The sequence below is a fragment of the Legionella nigrisilvae genome (assembly GCF_977063395.2).
In genome coordinates this window covers 535,455-550,579 of the sequence record NZ_CDRUGZ020000020.1, presented here as the reverse complement: position 1 = coordinate 550,579, position 15,125 = coordinate 535,455, and the positions used below count along the sequence as shown (strand labels likewise).

Here is a 15,125-nt window from a genome sequence, read left to right as displayed (position 1 = left end):
AATGGACGTTTAATCAATATTTTATTCGTGAGTGATTTTACCAGTATTAGCATCTATCTTTAATTCAACTTTTTATCTTCTTTGCCAAATTACATTCTTCACAGTGTTATCCGCCGTAGCCTCAGCGCATTGATAATAACGGATACAGAAGAAAGCGCCATAGCAAGTGCAGCGATGATTGGACTTAATAGTAAGCCTGTGAATGGATACAAGATTCCTGCAGCCAAAGGTACACCCAAGATGTTATAAATAAAAGCAAAGAAGAGATTCTGGCGTATATTACTCATGGTCCCTTCTGATAAACGACGAGCCTTGACAATACCACGCAAATCCCCATGCAATAATGTAATACCAGCACTCTCAATAGCCACATCAGTCCCTGTTCCCATGGCAATACCAATATCAGCTCGTGCCAGTGCCGGTGCGTCATTCACCCCATCTCCTGCCATTGCAACAGTGAGTCCTTTATCCTTTAATTCACTTATAATACGGCTTTTATCCTCAGGCATGATTTCAGCCACTACCTTTTTTATGCCAAGTGTACCTGCCACAGCTTCTGCTGTTTTTTTACTATCCCCTGTCAGCATGTAAATTTCAATGCCACTTTGTTGAAGTGAGTGGATGGTTTCAGGGGTTGTTGATTTAATTGGATCTTCCACTACCAAAAGGGCTACTGTTTTATCATCGATAGCCATAAACATCACAGAGGCACCTTTGGCACGGAGCGCATCTGCTTTTGTAAAAAGAGAAGTATTATCGTTCCCATGCTCTTGCATTAATTTGATATTACCAATGGCAACACGATGACCATTTACTTTACCCACTACTCCTTTCCCAGTTGGGGCGTCAAAATTTTGGACTGGTTCAAGAGCCAACTGTTTTTCCTTTGCAGCCCTCACGATGGCTTTGGCAAGCGGATGTTCGCTTTGATGTTCAAGTGATGCCGCTAGCGCTAATGCCTCTTCCTCATTTAAGCCTTGATCAGATACAATCTGCGTCAATTTGGGGTGCCCTTCAGTGAGTGTTCCTGTTTTATCTACAACAAGCGTGTTCACCTTTTCCATTCGCTCAAGCGCTTCCGCGTTTTTAATCAATACACCAGTCTGAGCACCTTTCCCTACTCCTACCATGATAGACATCGGAGTTGCCAAGCCCAAGGCACAGGGACAAGCGATGATTAATACAGATACAGCAGCAATTAAGCCATAGCTAAGTGATGGTTGCGGCCCCAACAATGCCCACAAAATAAAAGAAAGCATGGCAATTAAAATCACGGCAGGCACAAACCATCCAGATACAGTATCTGCTAAACGTTGAATAGGGGCGCGGCTTCGTTGAGCATCACTCACCATCTGAACAATACGTGAAAGCATGGTGTCACTACCAACGTGAAGTGCTTTCATAACAAAACTACCCGTCTGGTTAATTGTCGCACCAATAACTTTAGCACCTGCTTCTTTAGTAACCGGAATAGGTTCTCCAGTCACCATAGATTCATCTACAAAACTTCGGCCTTCCTGTACCTCACCATCTACCGGTATCTTTTCACCAGGGCGAACACGCAGCAAATCGCCAACATTAATCTTATCCAGAGATACTTCCTCTTCACTCTCATCTTCTTTTATACGATGCGCACTGTCAGGTGCTAATTTCAATAAAGCACGGATAGCACTGCCTGTCTGCTCTCTTGCTTTTAATTCCAGCACTTGTCCTAATAAGACAAGGGTCGTAATAACAGCTGCGGCTTCAAAATACACAGCGACTACCCCTTCTGGACTTCGAAAAGTCATGGGAAATACCCCGGGCAGAAGTACTGCCACCATACTATAAACCCATGCTACCCCAATACCCATAGCTATTAGAGTAAACATATTCAATTGACGTGTTTTAAGAGTTTGCCAGCCACGTTGAAAAAATGGCCAACCACACCAAAACACAACAGGTGTAGCAAATAGCAGTTGAATCCAGTTTGAAACACTGGCAGATATAAAGTTTTGCAACAAATGTCCGCCCATCTCCAATACCACAACAGGTAAAGTAAGAATTACTGCCATCCAAAATCGACGCCTCATATCGAGGTATTCAGGATTTGTTTCTTCTTCGGCTGTCACTGTTTCCGGCTCTAAGGCCATACCACAAAGAGGGCAAATCCCGGGATTAGTCTGACGTACTTCAGGATGCATGGGGCAAGTATAGATGATTACACCCTCTGTTTTGGAGGAAGCATTGCGTGACTTCTGTACTCTATGTTCCTGATGACAACAAGCGTCCTCTTTTCCAGTATTTGTATGCTTTTGTTGATGATGGTCGTGTTTCATTGATCACCTATTCGTATTAGTAGTTTCACTTAAGCAGAGAACACGTTTCAATGCCCACCGCCATGGCCACCGTGGCCACCAGCACCGTGTCCCCCATAGCCTCCATCAACCTCCTGTGAACTATGCTTTCTCAACCCATCACAGGAGCTCAAAAAGAGTGTTGCCCCAACTAACCCAATAAAAACAATAAATGCCATAGTTATTTTAAAAATTGACATCTGATACTCCTTGAAAATAAATGTTGGTCCACTTATCCTTTTAAAGCCTTTACCAAATTGTGTTTTACTAACTCATCCACAACCAAATCACTCACATCAATGGCATTGGTTATATGATTTACCGTGTTACAAGTAATGATTTGCATACCTTCCATTTCCGATAATAGGGAATAGGCATCTTCTGCAAAAAGCGCATGCACACCAATGCAAGTCACTGACTTAACCCCTAAATCTTGCAAATGCTTCACCGTTTCCACCATGGTTCTGGCCGTGGAGATGATGTCATCGACTAATACTGGGGTAGAGGAGTGAAGCTTCGGAATATTGGGTACTGAAATAGCCACCTCTTTATCACCCCGTCTCTTTTTTTCCAAAATCACATAGGGAAAATCGCCCTTTTCTGCAATGTCGGCAACCCATTGCTCACTTTCCATATCAGGGCCTATAAGCACTGGTTTAATAACATGAGCCTTAATCCATCTCGCTATATTTGAAGTAGCATGTAAGACAAAAGTAGGAATGGAGTAGACTTCATCTAAAGAGTTATAACGATGCAAATGGGGGTCAATGGTTATGAGCCAATCAAATGAAGTAGAGAGTAACTCAGCAAAATAACGCGAGGTAATCCCTTCACCCTGATGAAAACGTTTATCTTGACGTAAATACGGAAGATAAGGGGCAATCAAACCAATTTTTTTAGCTCCTAATTCTTTGGCTGTTTTAGCAAAAAACAACAAAGGTAGTATTTTTTCATCGGGTCGGTTTAAGCTATCCACTACAATGAGGCTGTGATTTTTAACTTCCGAATTAATTTTTACGTACCACTCCGTGTCTGGAAAACGATGCAACGTGGCATCACCCACCTCCACTTGAAGCGCTTTTTTTAAGTGTCTACTGATTTCTGAAGCATCAAATAATGAAAATAAAATGGGCTTCAAGGCTTCTCTCCCAGAACAATGGTATTTTGTTTATCGCGAATAAAATCGCGAGCATAAGTCATCTCTCCTGAAGACTCTGAATGGATGGTGAACAAAGGCTGTCCTTTTTCAACTTGGTCGCCAATATGAACATGCAAATCAACCCCTGCTGATTTAGACTTAGGGGCCCCTGCAAGCTTGGCAATTTTTGCGAGCATTCGATTGTCAATGAGAGATACTTTACCTGCTTTCTCAGCACCAATAGGGTTAGTAAAACGTGCCGCCGTCAATTCCCGCATGCCTCCTTGTGCCTCACAAATCGCCTGAAATTTTTTAAACGCTTCGCCGCTATCTAATAATTGTTTGGCTATCGATTGACCTGAGCCAGGTTGTACTGTTGATGAAAATTCCAGTACTGCTCCTGCAAGAGTTAATGATTTTTCGCGCAAATCCTTTGGGGCATGAAGCAATCCTTGTAATACCGCCAACACATCGCGTGCTTCCAGGGAAGGGCCAATACCATTTCCTATCGGTTGTGCGCCATCAGTAATTAAAGTATGGACCACAAGGCCTAACTGTTTTCCTACTTCTTCAAGGGATTGCTTAAGAAGTAAAGCCCTGGACTTATTCCTGACTTTTGCGGTAGGTCCCACTGGAATATCAATAACGGCATGGGTTGCTCCTGTAGCAATTTTTTTAGAAAGGATTGAGGCGACCAATTGACCTTCACTATCTAACTCAAGAGCACGCTCCACCCGAATAAGCACATCATCGGCAGGGCTTAAGCTCACAGCACCTCCCCAAACGATACAACCGTTTTCCTTTTCAACCACGTGACACATAGCCTTTGGGCTCAGTGACACCGGTGCTAAAGTTTCCATTGTATCTGCAGTACCTGCTGGAGAAGTAATTGCCCGTGAAGAGGTTTTTGGGATAGTTAACCCAAAAGCAGCTACAATGGGAACCACAACAAGGGTGGTGCGATTTCCTGGCAAACCACCAACACAATGCTTGTCTACAATCAAAGGAGATGACCAGGATAAGCGATCGCCACTGTCAATCATGGCTTTTGTAAGTTTCATGATTTCAGTATTGCTTAAACGTTCTGCGGCACTGGCCGCTAAAAAAGCAGAAATTTGCAAATCAGAAAGACGACCACTTAAAACGTCATCCACGATGGCTTTGATTTGTTTAAAAGAGAGTTCATTACCATAAATCTTCGTATGCACATAACTTAATGATTCCAGAGGTTTAGGATGGGATAATTGGATTTCATCCCCTTCTTTAGCATTTAAAGAATCCCAGGCATAGTGTGACAAGCTGGCTTCCCCGGGCTTAAGCAGCTCTGAGGTAACGACATTAAGCGTTGCGATAATGGAGCGTTTTCCAAGGGTCACTTGAATACGTGTCTGCACTTCAAAGCCTTCTGCATGACACACATGACAATCCTCTCGCATGTAAATAATGGCTTCATGATACGTCTTGATGCCTAAATATTTTAAACGCAAGGCATGACCCACTTCTTTTGTCACGACAAATCCTCCACATGCTGGTAAGAAGGAATCATGCAGGTGAAACCAAATTGCTGTTCAATCTTGTCTTTGAGCGATTGTGCACTGTGAGGTTCACCATGAGTGATAAAGACTTTTTTGGGTGGCCGAATAAAGTGCTTTAGCCAACCTAACAGCTCCTGATAATCGGCATGCGCAGAAGTACTGCTCATGACAACGACCTTGGCACGTATAGGAATCATACTACCATGAATTTTGACCTCACGTTCCCCATTGACAATCCTGGCACCACGAGTGCCTCCTGCTTGAAAGCCGGTAAAAAGAAGGGTGCTCTTAGGATCAGGGGCAAAGGCTTTCAAATGATGCACAATACGACCACCTTGGGCCATCCCACTGGCGGCTATAATGATTTGAGGCATTTTATGACGATCGAGTTCTTTTGACTCCTCAGGGGTATTGATATAAGTAGCTGCGTTACATAAGCCATGGCATTGTTCCTCATTTAAACGATGATCCTCTTTATAAGTGCAGAGCAAATGGGTCGCATTGATGGCCATTGGGCTGTCTAAAAACACTGGAACGTCTTTGTGAATCTCTCCTTTTTGTTTCAGTTGATAAATAAAATAAAGAAGACTTTGCGCACGCCCTACGGCAAAGGCTGGAATGACGACAGAACCCCCTCGTTTGATGGTTGTATTAATCACTTGCCCCATTTGCGGCAACGGATCAGTTGCATCATGCAATCGGTCGCCATAAGTGGATTCCATGATCAGATAATCCGCTTCTTGAATGGGGGTTGGTGCCTTCATGACCGGATCATAAGGTCGACCAACATCCCCGCTAAACAAAAGGGAACACTTGCTTGTTTTTATTTTGATCATCGCGGCACCCACGATGTGTCCTGCACGATGAAATTCGAAGCTAAATCCATTAAATAATTGGTGCGGCGCATTAAAATCAACGGTTTCAAAATGTTTTAATGCCGTTCTCGCGTCTTTTTCGGTATAAAGAGGAAGCGCTGGCTTATGTTTCGAGAAACCATATTTATTGGCTAATCGTGCTTCTTCTTCCTGAAGATGACCACTATCCGGTAATAAAATAGCACACAATGCTTTTGTGCCGGGTGTTGCATAGATTTTTCCTTGAAATCCATTTTTTACTAATAGGGGCAAATAACCGGTGTGGTCAATATGCGCATGAGTGATAATCACAGCATCAATATCGCGCGGGTCAATAGGCAATGAAGCCCAGTTACGTAATCGTAATTCTTTATACCCTTGAAAAAGACCACAATCGATGAGAATTTTTTTAGAATCGATGGTCAAAAGGTATTTTGAACCAGTAACGGTTTGGGTTGCCCCTAAGAACGTTAATTTCATCTTGCCTCCATTAGACTTCCTTGTTTTTTCAAATCCACTTGCCAGCGCCACATCACATAAACCACGGGAATCACAATTAAAGTCAGCAATAGTGCTGAAAAAATCCCACCCACCATGGGAGCCGCGAGGCGTTTCATCACATCAGCACCAATACCTGTCGCCCACATCACCGGTAACAAACCCAGTATATTCGCAAGCCCTGCCATCGCCATAGGGCGAATACGCGATACGGCGCATTGCTGCACCGTTTGAATCAAGTCCGGCAAGGTTTTGAGTAATCCTTTTTCTTTTTGCTCGTTGTAATCAGAATCAAGGTAAGCGAGCATCACCGCACTCGTTTCAGCAGCCACTCCAGCAAGTGCAATCATCCCAACCCAGACCGCGATACTCATGTTGTACCCTAATAGAAGGAGCAGCAAAAATCCGCCAAGTAGAGCAAAGGGTACACCTAGCATCACCATCAATGTCTCAGTGATGGTGCGGAAGGTAAAGTAAAACAAAATAAAAATAATGGCTAAGGTGAGTGGTACAAAAATTTTAAGTCGTTCATACACGCGTTGCATGAATTCGTATTGACCTGACCAGGCAAGCGTGTAGCCCGGGGGTAATGTGACTTTTGCCTTGACCACTTGCTTTAACTCTTCCACGTAGCTTCCAATGTCTCGTCCGCTAATATCAATGAACACATAACCTGCTAACATCGCATTCTCATCGCGAACCATGGCAGGACCTGAACGAAAGGTTAAAGTCACCAATTGAGCAATAGGTATTTCAGCACCACTGGGTGTTTTCACTAAAATACGATTGATCTTATCCGGATCATCGCGTAATTCTCGCAAATAACGCACATTAACAGGATAACGTTCACGGCCTTCAATTGTGGTCGCTATGTTTTCACCACCCACGGCTGATTCGATGATACGATTGACATCCATAATGGTTAAACCATAGCGCGCAAGCTCGTCTCGATGGATGTCAAAATCAAGAAAATACCCTCCAGCCACCCGTTCCGCATACACCGTACTTGTCCCCGGTACTTCTTTGGCTACCATTTCGATTTCTTTGCCAATGGCTTCAATTTTTTTAATGTCAGGACCAAAAACTTTAATCCCTACAGCGGTTCGAATTCCTGTGGTGAGCATGTCATTACGCGCTTTAATGGGCATAGTCCAGGCATTGCTCACACCGGGAAATTGCAAGGCTTTGTCCATCTCAGCGACCAGGCTTTCATAGGTCACGCTTTTGCGCCAAAATTTCTTAGGCTTAAGTTCAACAATCACTTCCATCATGCTAAAAGGAGAAGGATCGGTTGACGTATTAGCCCGTCCCGTTTTTCCAAACACATAAGCCACTTCCGGGAATGATTTTAATTTCTTATCCATTTCCTGGAGCAGTTCTGTGGCTTGTGTGACCGATATGCCAGGTAAAGTAACAGGCATATATAAAATCGTACCTTCATACAGAGGCGGCATGAATTCTGAGCCAATGAGTTTATAGAGGGGAACCGTGGCTAATGCTGCTACCACAGCAATCGCTACTACAACACCACGGTAATGCAGTGCTAATTTCAAAACTGGTGCGTACATTTTTTGCATCACGCGGGTAATGGGATGTTTTTGCTCGGGGATGATACGCCCACGCACCAAAATAGGTAATAACATGGGGATTAAAGTAATGGCCAGCAAAGCACTCATAAAAATGGCTAAATTTTTTGTATAGGCCAAGGGTGAGAATAACCGTCCTTCTTGGGCCTCCAGGGTAAAAACCGGCATAAACGATATGGCAATAACCACTAATGATGCAAAAATGGCAGGGCCTACTTCTTTCGCTGAATCAATCAACACTTTGTTGCGATCGCCGGGACTTCCTTTTGCTTCCCAATCGGCTAACCGTTTGTGTGCGTTATCGACCATGATAATGGCCGCATCCACCATATCCCCAACCGCCACAATGATGCCGCCAATGGACATGATATTAAGGCCAATATTGAAAAAATAAATGGGAATAAACGAAATCAAAATAGCAAGCGGCAAAGTAATAATTGGAATCAAAGCGGAACGAAAATGCCCCAAGAAAACAATGATTAATAACCCAACCACCACAAGTTCTTCAATCAAATTCCAGTTGGCCGTTGAAATGGCTTCTCGAATCAGATTACTGCGGTCATACACATTGACCATTTTTATTCCTTCTGGAATGGCAGTAGCCAATTCTTTGAGCTTATCCTTGATTCGACCAATCACTTCCAAAACGTCTTCCCCAAAACGCATGATGACGATGCCACCAACGGTTTCGCCTTGACCATTTAAATCGACCACACCACGACGCATGTCTGAGCCTAGCTGCACGGTTGCCACATCTCGTAATAAAATCGGCGTCCCATTGGCATTCGTACCAATGGCTATTTTTTCAATATCATCTGTCGACGTGATATAGCCTCGTCCACGAACCATGTACTCTGTCCCTGAAAATTCAATGACACGCCCACCAGTATCATTATTGCTCATACGAATTTTTTCAATAATTTGGGGTACAGAAAGTTTATAGGAAAGTACTTTGACGGGATCTAAATTAATTTGATACTGCTTAACAAAACCACCCACGGTGGCGACCTCTGATACACCAGGTATAGCTCTTAACCAATAACTTAAATACCAATCTTGAAAAGTGCGTAAATCGGCCAGATTATGCTTCCCGCTTTCATCCACTAAGGCGTATTGATAAATCCAACCGACTGGTGTGGCATCAGGGCCTAATTGAGGGGTCACGCCTTCAGGCAGTTTTCCACTCAATTGGCTCATGTATTCTAAGACACGTGAGCGCGCCCAATAAATATCGGTTCCGTCCTTAAAAATGATATAAACGTAAGAAAAACCAAAATCAGAAAAACCGCGAACTGCTACAACGTTCGGTGCGGATAACAATGCCGTTACAATGGGGTAAGTGACTTGATCTTCCACCAGATCCGGTGCTCTGCCCATCCATGTGGTATACACAATCACTTGCGTATCTGAAATATCAGGCAAAGCATCCATGCGAGTATTTTTTAAACCCCACCAACCGCCCAAGGAGAACCCCACGACAAATAGCAACACGATAAATCGATTGTTTGCGCAGAATTCAATTATTTTCTCAACCATGTAAATCCTTTTATCGTATTAATGCTGCATACCACCCATCGCAGCCTTTAACTGACTTTCAGAGTCAATGAGGAAGTTAGCAGAGGTAATAATGTTATCTCCCTCTTTGATGCCTTGTACCACCTCGATCAAATCACCAGCACGCACACCCAATGTCACATTGCGCCACTCAATTTTTCCATCCCCATGATAAATAAACACCACGGCACGCTCACCCGTTATCAAAACAGCATTTTTGGACACTACAAGTCGCTTGCCTAAAGGAATTTTTAAGTCAATATTGGCGTACATCCCCGGTTTTAATTGATCCTTGGCATTATCCACCACAAAACGAACCTTGGCGGTACGAGTTTTCATATCGACCGTTGGATAAATAAAATCAAGTTTGGCTTTAAACAATTGATTAGGCAAATACGACAAGGTGACATCCGCTGTTTGATCGAGTTTAATATAAGGTAATTCATACTCATAAATGTCGCCTAAAATCCACAAACGAGATAAATCGGCTATGGTATACAGTTCATCTTCTGGTTTGATTCGCATGCCGACTAATGCCATTTTATGAGTAACCGTTCCATTAATTGGAGAATTAATGGTCATCGTATTGGTAATTTTACCGCTTTTTGTCAAATGCTCGATTTCCTTCTCAGAAATTCCCCACAGCAAAAGTCTTTGTTTGGCTGCCTCAAAAGACGCCTGAGAGCCTGATATAATTGAAGTGTTTTTGTTTTTACCAAGAATTTTTTTGGCTTGTAAAGCCAATAAATATTCTTGTTGAGTAGAAACCAGATCAGGACTATAAACAGTAAATAAAGCTTGATTTTTTTTGACTTTCTCTCCGGTAAAATTGACGAATAATTTTTCTATCCAACCATCAAAACGCACATGAATATGGGCAACCAACCGTTCATCTGCTTCAACATAACCCACCGTACGAATCGTTTTTTCAATCCATTGGCTTTTTACCGGCTCCGATGTAATGCCTATGGCTTGTAAGCGAACTGGGTCTATCATGATTAAATTGTCCGAGGTGGATTTTTTCATATCCATCTTGTCATGAGTACTTGTTGTTGATTGCGCAATACCTATTTGAACGGCGATCAATAACACAATAAATAAGACGATTGGCTTTCTAGACTTCATGTGAGCTTCCCTGTAATTTCTTCTATCTGCGTGATGGCTTTTTCGTGATTTGCCAACTCATTATGCAATTCAATTTCATTTTCTTGTAACGTCAGCAGGTTATTAAGCAAGGTTAAAAAATCCACTTTACCAACTCCATAATTGGCTTGTGATGAATTAAACGTTAGTGTGGCCAAAGGAATGATGGAGCCTTGGATCAATTCAATTAACTTTGCAGAACGCTGTTCCACTAAAAAAGCGTTTTTGACCTGGAAAAGAAGCGCTTGATAGGTGGTGTGCAAATCTTCTACTTCAGCATTGTAACGAGAAAGGGATTCTCGCAAGCCATTATTTTGCTTCTCCATAAAATACAAAGGAATAGTGGCTTTCAAGTTGACCATATATCCGTCATTATTCGTTACTGTGTTATGTAATTTTCCTCCTTCAATTTCAACATCAGGAAAATAATTCATTTTACTTAATTTAACCGTTTGGCGTCGTTGCTCAACGCTTCGTTCGCGTGCTTTTAATTGTGGAGAGCGCTGTTTGATGAGGTTATTGAGAAATGCCAAATTATGACGATGATGGGTTACAGATAACTGCGATGGGGTATGAATTGCAATATCCAAGGGTCGATTTAAAAGACGGTTAATATCCGCCTCAAGCGATTCCCGCTCTTGTTTTAAGATAACCAAACGCATATCCAGGCGAGCGATTTCGGTCTGTGCCCGAAAAATATCTTGTTGCGGAACTTTTCCCACGCTGTAATTCACTTGAGCACTTTTTTCAAGCTCTTGCAGAAGCAGTAGGGTTTTTTGCAGGATTTCAATTGATTTATTAACCGAATAAAGGTTGTAATAGATACGCTTTAATTGGGCAATAACAACCAGGCACGTGGCCTGGAAGTCCGCGGCAGCCCGTTTTGCCTTCTCGACTGCTATTTTCCCACGAACTGCCAGCTTCCCTGGAAATGGAATTTCCTGACTTGCACCAATCATTTGTAGCCGCATGGGATCAATATTCATCGGGGAACCAACACTGACTTTAGGATCAGGGAGTGAACGGGCTTGGGGTGCAACACGATTGGCAGCGATCCAGCGCGCATGAGCCGCCTTAATTTGTGGGTTATTTCCCTTAGCCTCTTCAATCAGCTTCTCTAAAACTGGTAATGGCGCAGCATGGCTTAAAGAGAAAACAGGGTAATTGATCAAGCTGGTAATCAGGATGACCCAGAAGCCTTTTTTAAAATTAAAACGCCTCATGAGGTGAATTCCTTAATTTAATCATTTTCTTCAATTCCAAAATCAGTAAAGGGATGGTTCCTAAGACTATCCAAAGCAAGCATTCAGATAAAGTCACTGGACTAATTCCAAAAAGACGTTGCAAAAAAGGGACATGATGAATGAAGATCTGCAACGCAAAACTAATGCTGACAATAAAAAACAAGCGCATGTTTGAAAACAGCCCTACTTGCCATATGGTCTTGGTTTGACTACGAGCCCCAAAGGCTCTTAATAATTCTGCAGTCACTAAAACAGAAAAAGCAGCGTCCTGAGCCTGTATCAAATCCGCATTGACTAAATATTCGTAAGCAAATACACCAAAGGTGACCAGTGCCGTTAAACAACCTATAAAAGATACCTGCTTGAAAAATGAAAAATTCATCAGAGATTGTTGTGATGATCTTGGCGGACGTTTAAGAATTCCAGGCTCAGCCGGATCGGTTGCCAAAGCCAATGCCGGCAAACCATCCGTCACTAAATTTATCCATAACAATTGGATTGGCAATAGTGGTAAGGGCCAGCCGATTAAAAGAACACTAAAAACAACCAGCAGTTCACCCATATTTCCCGCTAATAAATAAGCAAGCGTTTTGGCAATATTGTCATAAATTGTCCGCCCTTCTTCAATCCCATCGACAATAGAGGTAAAGTTATTATCCATGAGAATAATATCGGCAGATTCTTTAGTCACTTCAGTGCCTGTGAGCCCCATTGCGATACCAACCGAAGCTTCTTTTAGTGCCGGTGCATCGTTTACACCATCACCAGTCATTGCAACCACCATGTGATGTTTTTTCCAGGCACGAACGATTTTTAATTTATGTTCAGCAGTAACGCGAGCATAAACAGCAATCTGTTTCACACACGCCATAAAGTCATCATCAGACATCTTATCCAGTTCATTACCTGTCATCAGGCGATCGCCTGGATTCAGTATCTCTAATTCACGAGCAATTGCTTTGGCGGTATCGGGGTGATCGCCTGTGATCATGACTGGTTTAATGCCTGCCATTTTACAACGCTTAACCGATGCTTTTGCATCAGCATGCGGCGGATCCTGGAGTCCTATGAGTCCTAGTAAAACAAGATTATTTTCAATGTCTTCATCAGCAGCCTCCAATAATGAAGAATCGCATTGCCGTTGTGCAAAGGCCAAGATTCGCAATGCTTCACTGGCCATCAATTGACAGGATTGTTGCATACGGGCACGTTCTTTAGGGGTTAATTTTTTGATGCCCTCTCGAGTCAAAATATGGCTACAGCGTTCGAAAATCACTTCAGGTGCCCCTTTGACAAACGCAGTCAGTTGCTCTGCTTGCCTACGGATTATCGTCATACGTTTTCGTTCTGAATCGAAAGGCAATTCTCGTATGCGAGGAAAAGTCGACTCCAGAATATCACGCCAAATATCTCCTTTGGCAGCCGCTACTAATAGTGCAATTTCTGTTGGGTCCCCAACAGTGGATAGTTGTCCTTGTTGCAAACGAATTTCTGCATTGTTACACGCCGAAGCGGCGCTCAAAACAGTCTGTAACAAATTATCTTTGGCGACATCACTCTCTTGACCTTGGGAAATAAAATGACCATCCAAGTGATATCCTTCACCTATGATACTGTACACTTCCTCTGCGGTAATGAGTTTACGGGCTGTCATCTCACCCACTGTTAATGTCCCGGTTTTATCCGTACAAATGACTTGGAGACAACCCAGAGTTTCCACAGCTGACATACGCCTTACCAAGACAGCACGTCGTACCATGCGTTGAACACCTAAGGCTAAAGCAACAGTGACTACCGCAGGTAAACCCTCAGGAATAGCCGCTACAGCCAGACTAACGGAGCTCATAAACAATTCAAAAAATGGAATACGACGTAACCAACCGAGAATAAAAATCAGTAGGACAATGGAAAAACAAAGCCATAATAGCCGGGAACCCACATGATTAAGCCTTTTTTGTAATGGGGATTCATCACGAGAAGCCTCATTCAACATGGTCGCAATACGTCCCATTTCGGTACTCATACCGGTTGCGACTACAATGGCTCGACCTGTACCATTCGCCACGGATGTTCCCATAAAGACCATGTTTTTGCGCTCAGCCAGCGGTGTTTCAGCACTATAAAAATTGAGATTTTTTTCAATAGGCAATGATTCACCGGTTAAAGGGGCTTCCTCCGTCTTTAAGGAAGACAGCTCAAAAAGACGAGCATCAGCTGTAACTAAATCTCCTCCTTCAAAAAGAAGAATATCGCCTGGCACTATATCGGAAGTAGTGATTATCCTGGCATGACCATCCCGAATTACCCTGGCTTTAGGGGAAGCCAATTTTTGCAACGCTAAAATAGCACGATCAGCTCGAAATTCGATAATAAAGCCGATAATGGCATTCAAAACCACAATGGCAAAAATGGCAATGGCATCTACTGTTTCACCAAGTAAAAATGAAATGACTACAGCGCCTAAAAGAACCCAGGTGACTAAACTGTTTACTTGTTGGAAAAGAATTTTCAAAAAAGAAGTTTTTTTCTGTTTGACCAATACATTAGCGCCAGACTCTTCTAAGCGTCGTTGTGCTTCTTCCTCAGTTAAACCAACTGATAAATCAGTTTTAAGTACTTTGGCCACTTCTTGGGGCTTCTTGTCATGCCAAATCTGCGTCATTGTCCATCCTTTGAATCTGCTCACCTATTATTCATGTGAGTTTAATTTCCCTAAAAATTCAAACGCCTAAGTTGGTATTATAAGAGAATCAATACTCATGACAAACCCTTACAATTCAGTCTAAAGCCCCTGATGTTAACGACCACTGCCACCTCCATGGCCTTGCGCGACATGAATATTTTAATTCTTTGTACTATCGTTGGCAGCTCCACTGTTTGTACAAACAGCAAGTAATAAACAGCAGGCTAAAATAAACCAATGACTTTGTTTTATGATGATTTTTATCCATGATTTTAAAAGGAAATAATTAAAATATAGACTGTCATTCAATCACCAGTCAAAATAAATAGCTCTAATTGATTGAACGGATAACATCAAACTCTTCTTCCCAATCCAAAAGATAGACTAGATTATTTTGTGCATGATTACTATTTTTTGGGTGAAAACAGAGAGCTTTTTCTTTTTCCTCTTCGGCTCTTGCTTCAGGAAAATACTCCAAGATCTCCATATCACTCATGATAGTTCCATCGATAAATAGATTACCTAATAATAACTTAAAATAAAGTGAATTATCT

At 42.5% G+C, this 15,125-nt stretch carries 10 protein-coding genes; all 10 read right to left on the bottom strand.

Going from position 1 to position 15,125, the window contains the following annotated elements:
• Positions 1 to 98: 98 nt before the first annotated feature.
• The 10 genes from copA to ACWTE2_RS11065 all read right to left on the bottom strand — a co-directional run bounded on the left by copA (position 99) and on the right by ACWTE2_RS11065 (position 15,067).
• Positions 99 to 2,318, bottom strand: coding sequence for a copper-transporting P-type ATPase (copA, locus tag ACWTE2_RS11110; protein ID WP_014842610.1), 2,220 nt, complete (start codon positions 2,316 to 2,318; stop codon positions 99 to 101).
• Positions 2,319 to 2,365: 47 nt separating this feature from the next.
• Complete coding sequence (locus ACWTE2_RS11105; RefSeq protein ID WP_014842609.1) at positions 2,366 to 2,536, bottom strand: hypothetical protein; 171 nt, start codon at positions 2,534 to 2,536, stop codon at positions 2,366 to 2,368.
• 32 nt (positions 2,537 to 2,568) lie between these two features.
• The gene (locus ACWTE2_RS11100; RefSeq protein WP_014842608.1) at positions 2,569 to 3,474 is read right to left on the bottom strand and encodes a ribose-phosphate pyrophosphokinase; all 906 of its coding nucleotides are present in this window, start codon (positions 3,472 to 3,474) and stop codon (positions 2,569 to 2,571) included.
• A complete protein-coding gene (locus ACWTE2_RS11095; protein WP_014842607.1) occupies positions 3,471 to 4,985 on the bottom strand; it encodes a thymidine phosphorylase family protein in 1,515 nt (504 codons plus the stop codon). Before ACWTE2_RS11095 ends, ACWTE2_RS11100 begins: the two co-directional genes overlap by 4 nt.
• Positions 4,982 to 6,343, bottom strand: coding sequence for an MBL fold metallo-hydrolase RNA specificity domain-containing protein (locus tag ACWTE2_RS11090; RefSeq protein WP_014842606.1), 1,362 nt, complete (start codon positions 6,341 to 6,343; stop codon positions 4,982 to 4,984). Before ACWTE2_RS11090 ends, ACWTE2_RS11095 begins: the two co-directional genes overlap by 4 nt.
• Positions 6,340 to 9,483: an efflux RND transporter permease subunit gene (locus tag ACWTE2_RS11085; protein ID WP_010652852.1), complete on the bottom strand. Its 3,144-nt coding sequence runs from the start codon at positions 9,481 to 9,483 to the stop codon at positions 6,340 to 6,342. Before ACWTE2_RS11085 ends, ACWTE2_RS11090 begins: the two co-directional genes overlap by 4 nt.
• An 18-nt stretch (positions 9,484 to 9,501) precedes the next feature.
• On the bottom strand, positions 9,502 to 10,626 hold the full coding sequence (locus ACWTE2_RS11080) for an efflux RND transporter periplasmic adaptor subunit (protein WP_014842605.1): 1,125 nt from the start codon (positions 10,624 to 10,626) through the stop codon (positions 9,502 to 9,504).
• Positions 10,623 to 11,867, bottom strand: a complete 1,245-nt coding sequence (locus ACWTE2_RS11075; protein ID WP_014842604.1) for a TolC family protein — start codon at positions 11,865 to 11,867, stop codon at positions 10,623 to 10,625. Before ACWTE2_RS11075 ends, ACWTE2_RS11080 begins: the two co-directional genes overlap by 4 nt.
• Complete coding sequence (locus ACWTE2_RS11070; protein ID WP_014842603.1) at positions 11,854 to 14,550, bottom strand: cation-translocating P-type ATPase; 2,697 nt, start codon at positions 14,548 to 14,550, stop codon at positions 11,854 to 11,856. Before ACWTE2_RS11070 ends, ACWTE2_RS11075 begins: the two co-directional genes overlap by 14 nt.
• A gap of 352 nt (positions 14,551 to 14,902) precedes the next feature.
• Positions 14,903 to 15,067: a hypothetical protein gene (locus ACWTE2_RS11065; RefSeq protein WP_154080663.1), complete on the bottom strand. Its 165-nt coding sequence runs from the start codon at positions 15,065 to 15,067 to the stop codon at positions 14,903 to 14,905.
• Positions 15,068 to 15,125 lie beyond the last annotated feature (58 nt).

Excerpts from the sequence above, each read along its gene's own strand:
- copA (WP_014842610.1), bottom strand. The coding sequence starts at position 2,318 with ATGAAACACGACCATCATCAACAAAAGCATACAAATACTGGAAAAGAG.
- ACWTE2_RS11105 (WP_014842609.1), bottom strand. The coding sequence starts at position 2,536 with ATGTCAATTTTTAAAATAACTATGGCATTTATTGTTTTTATTGGGTTA.
- ACWTE2_RS11090 (WP_014842606.1), bottom strand. The coding sequence starts at position 6,343 with ATGAAATTAACGTTCTTAGGGGCAACCCAAACCGTTACTGGTTCAAAA.
- ACWTE2_RS11085 (WP_010652852.1), bottom strand. The coding sequence starts at position 9,483 with ATGGTTGAGAAAATAATTGAATTCTGCGCAAACAATCGATTTATCGTG.
- ACWTE2_RS11080 (WP_014842605.1), bottom strand. The coding sequence starts at position 10,626 with ATGAAGTCTAGAAAGCCAATCGTCTTATTTATTGTGTTATTGATCGCC.
- ACWTE2_RS11075 (WP_014842604.1), bottom strand. The coding sequence starts at position 11,867 with ATGAGGCGTTTTAATTTTAAAAAAGGCTTCTGGGTCATCCTGATTACC.
- ACWTE2_RS11070 (WP_014842603.1), bottom strand. The coding sequence starts at position 14,550 with ATGACGCAGATTTGGCATGACAAGAAGCCCCAAGAAGTGGCCAAAGTA.
- ACWTE2_RS11065 (WP_154080663.1), bottom strand. The coding sequence starts at position 15,067 with ATGAGTGATATGGAGATCTTGGAGTATTTTCCTGAAGCAAGAGCCGAA.